Source organism: Kosmotoga sp., from assembly GCF_982836095.1.
Genome location: NZ_CEYIHJ010000170.1, coordinates 1 through 3,891 on the forward strand (window position 1 = coordinate 1; position 3,891 = coordinate 3,891).

Below are 3,891 nucleotides of genomic sequence, written 5' to 3' on the forward strand. Positions count from 1 at the left end.
GTTCCACACTCACTGTATGAGTAGTGCCCTCATCTACTGTTATGACAGCAGGTGACATATAGGATTTTCCATCTACAGTAACCGCCAACTTTTCGGGGGTTGTTTGAACAGTAAGCTCTTTTGTGGGTATTATCTTCTTGTAAATGGCTTTGATCAATTTTGGTGAATCCACCGATATTTCTATTGAGCTTTCAGAACTGAAAACTGAGCCGTTTACTTCCCAGTGATCGAAGAGATAACCATCAACGCTGGGAGCACTCAGGTTGAGAGTTTTACCAGATGAGTACCAGCCAGAACCGGAGATAACCACAGAATCGGGGTCAGCTTCAACCTGAACCTTATAGGAGGTATCGAAATTGGCTTTATACGTTATTGAGCTGTTAACTACAACGGATCTTGAGAGCTCAGTACTGCCATCTTCCCAGGAATTAAACTCAAGCATGACATCATTTCCCGGGACATAGTTGGAAAGATCCTTATATTGGGGTGAAACAGTTTCTATTGTGTGGTTACTTCCGGATTCGACATAAATCGATTTTGGCGAAAGGTACTCTGAACCATCCACAGATATTTTAAGGGCGGAAGGATCGGTTTCTACCTTTAGAATAGTGCTTGAATCGGCTTTTTTGTAACTTCCTATGACAATTTTCATGGAATCGACTTTTAGCTGGAGCGTTTCATTGGTGCTAACTACAACGTTGTTCACGTACCATTTGTCAAAAACATAACCCTCAACATAGGGAGCTTTGAAAGTTACTGTAGATCCTGAAACGTAGAATCCTGTTCCAGGTATGCTTGCTAAACCATAGGGGTTCGAGTATGTATAGACAAGATATCGCGTTGCTGTAAGGGCTTTTAAGCTGGTATTGCCGATTACGTTTAATGCTCTGGGGTTGTCGGATGATCCATCTTCCCAACCTACAAATTCATAAGTGCTTTCTGGCAGCTGTGATACGTCTTTAGATGAATAGTCAATCTCTACAGGAGGAGATACTACTTCAATGATATGAGGGCCTTCGGAGACATTCAAAGATACCGGGGTGGTATAAGTTTCACCGTCAATGGTTACGGTTACTCCAGGGTAATCAGCGCCTATAGATAGGGTGTATCCCTTTTGGATCGAGGGACAGCCCGCAAGAAGGATCAGCAACGTCACCACAGACAGTACAAATAATACCTTTTTCATACGTGACACCTCCTAAAAATTAAACATTTGATTTAATCTATAAATTTATACATCAATTTAAATCTATCACAATTGTCGAATTCGTGAGGTTAAGACCGGGTAATCTTTATAAGAAAATTGCCCAGAATTATTTGTCGAAACACCTTTTAGCTCTTACCCTTCATTCCATAATGATAATGAATTAGATGATAAATATACATAAGCACTCTTTACTCTACATTAATTATGAAAGATAATAGACAGGCTTTTATACATTTTTTATAAACATTTTTTTAGATTTTTCATGGAAAAGAGAATCAAGTAGAAGTTAACATATTTCTGAAAGCCTTTTCAGAACAGGGCTTTAAAAGTCTCTGAACTAGCAGTATGTTGTGATTGGCTTTTTAAGCCCATATGGTTCTTTTGAAAATATCAGTGTAAGGTACTAATCTATATAGTGGTTATTGTATAAATTCATTAAAAGGGATTTAATCCCGTTTTATTTAATCTGCCTCATTACAGCTGTTAAGGCTTATATTTTTAGCCAAGATATAATTCGATATTTTTTGTTTTGATGACATGAAATTTACTGCTAAAATACAGAGGGGGTGAAAGAGTGGATGCTTTGGGAAAGATTTATTCAACCACTACTGTCGTTACCATGAAAGCGGGGAAGAAGCTGAATGGCATTGCGGTGGCATGGGTTACAAGAGTTTCCATTGATCCACCTATGCTTGCCATTTCTATTGGAAAAACAGGTATTCTCACATTCTCTTGAATGAGACGGATCGGTTTGGGGTTTGCATTATGAAGCCTGAAGCCGAAGGCCTTGTAAGTCTTTTTGGCTCGAAGAGTGGCAGTGATACGGATAAATTTCTTGGGCTCGATTACGATCTAAGCTGTTCTGGCACACCCATTGTACCTGGAACACTGGCATATATAGAATGCGTTACAAAGGGAAAAACTGATGCTGGCGATCATACGATCTTCGTTGGTGAAGTAGTTTACCAGAAATTGTTTGATGATGAGAGACCTCTTCTCTACGGAGAACACAAAATATTGAATCTCGATTTTCGGGATTGAATGGGGGAACTTATATGAAAAAAGCCCTGGTGGTTTTCTATTCAATGGACGAAGGAACAAAAGCCATAGCGGAGGAAATAGCTTCTACAATCAAAGCTGATGTGTTGAGATTGGTAACAAAATCCGAAGCGGAAAAGAGATACTATCAACACGCCGAGAGCCCGGATAGAATGGACGAATTAGAGATCCCAGAAGGGGAGGTCAGATATATCTGGGGAGTAGAATCTGTTGATATGAATGAAGCACCAGCTCTGGAGGATTTTGAACTGAACCCATCGAACTATGACCTTGTAATTGTCGGTACACCGGTTTGGTCTTTAAACTACGCACCACCCCTGAATTCTTTTTTCAGCAAAGTATCTCTTGAAGGAAAAAAAGTCGCTTTCTTCTGCACCCACGAAGGGATGATAGGGAGCACTTTTGAAACTATGGAAAAGGAGCTTGAATCCAGTGTGGTGATAGACGTAATAGACTTTCAAAATGTTTCAATGAATCTCGAATCAAACCTGAAAAAAGCGCAAGACTGGGCAAAATCACTGATTATGAAGATTTAAAAACCGCCCCTTTAGGGGCGGTTCTCAGGCGTAAGCTGAAAGATCAAGCAGGCCATGACCACTGAGGTTAAACACAATTACTTCTTTTTTGCGTGATAACTTCGCTTTTTTCGCTTCTCTTATTGCACCTGCGATAGCATGGGCTGATTCAGGCGCGGGAATTATGCCTTCCACCTTTGAGAAGATCTTTGCTGCCTGGAAAGTTTCTTCCTGTGGAAAACTCTCTGCTTCTATGAGACCTTCTTTAAGTAATCTGGCTATTATGGGGGCTGAACCGTGATAGCGAAGCCCACCCGCATGTATTTTTGGAGGCACAAAATCCTTTCCAAGGGTGTACATTTTAAGTAGTGGCGTGAATCCAGAAGAATCACCGAAATCATACCTGTACTCCCCTTTAGTCAGCGTGGGACAAGATTCAGGCTCACAAGCCAGAAATCTTATATCTTCGCCATCAAGCTTTTCTGGTATAAAAGGTAGTATGGTCCCGCCAAAATTAGATCCGCCACCATGGCAGCCTATTATTACCGTGGGAATTTCACCGATCATTGCAAGCTGCTTCTTCAGTTCCTGCCCGATTACCGTCTGGTGGAGTAATACGTGATCCAAAACACTCCCAAGGGAATATCTGGAGTTCCCATCTTTCAAAACGGTTTCAATGGCTTCGCTAATTGCTATTCCCAAAGATCCTGGATGTTCTGGATCTTCTTTTAAGTATTCCTGCCCGCATTTTGTATTCAGGCTTGGGCTTTTCTGAACGCTGCCATCAAAGAGCTGCATCATATACTTGCGCATGGGCTTTTGGTTGTAACTGATCCTCACCATGAATACCTGAACCTTTAACCCAAACTTCGCACCTGCATAAGAGAGTGCACTGCCCCATTGACCAGCTCCTGTCTCAGTTACAAGCTGTTTTATTCCATCTCTGGCGTTGAAATAGGCCTGTGCCAGTGCTGTGTTGGTCTTATGGCTGCCTGTAGGTGAGACTCCTTCATATTTGTAGTAGATTCTGGCTGGCGTTTCAAGATACTCTTCCAAAAAACTCGCCCTGATAAGGGGAGTGGGCCTGAAAACGACGTATTCATCGAGCAC

At 41.5% G+C, this 3,891-nt stretch carries 3 protein-coding genes and 1 pseudogene; 2 read left to right on the top strand and 2 right to left on the bottom strand.

Translation table 11 applies throughout. From position 1 onward, the window contains the following. Positions 1-1,186: InlB B-repeat-containing protein (locus tag AC3LHT_RS09400; RefSeq protein WP_488662708.1), on the bottom strand; the 1,186-nt coding region annotated here is incomplete at its 3' end. Between the two features lie 640 nt (positions 1,187-1,826). On the opposite strand from AC3LHT_RS09400, the pseudogene AC3LHT_RS09405 reads away from it, so the two are divergent. Both AC3LHT_RS09405 and AC3LHT_RS09410 read left to right on the top strand, forming a co-directional pair. Next, positions 1,827-2,248: pseudogene (locus tag AC3LHT_RS09405) on the top strand (flavin reductase family protein). 14 nt (positions 2,249-2,262) lie between these two features. Then, entirely contained in the window at positions 2,263-2,802 is a 540-nt protein-coding gene (locus AC3LHT_RS09410; RefSeq protein ID WP_488662709.1) for a flavodoxin family protein, read from the top strand. 24 nt (positions 2,803-2,826) lie between these two features. On the opposite strand, the gene AC3LHT_RS09415 is transcribed toward AC3LHT_RS09410, so the two are convergent. After that, a partial coding sequence (locus AC3LHT_RS09415) for a TrpB-like pyridoxal phosphate-dependent enzyme (RefSeq protein ID WP_488662710.1) occupies positions 2,827-3,891 on the bottom strand: 1,065 nt, incomplete at its 5' end.

What these genes read in the sequence shown, in the direction of transcription:
- AC3LHT_RS09410 (WP_488662709.1), top strand. Translation starts at nt 2,263, where the DNA reads ATGAAAAAAGCCCTGGTGGTTTTCTATTCAATGGACGAAGGAACAAAA.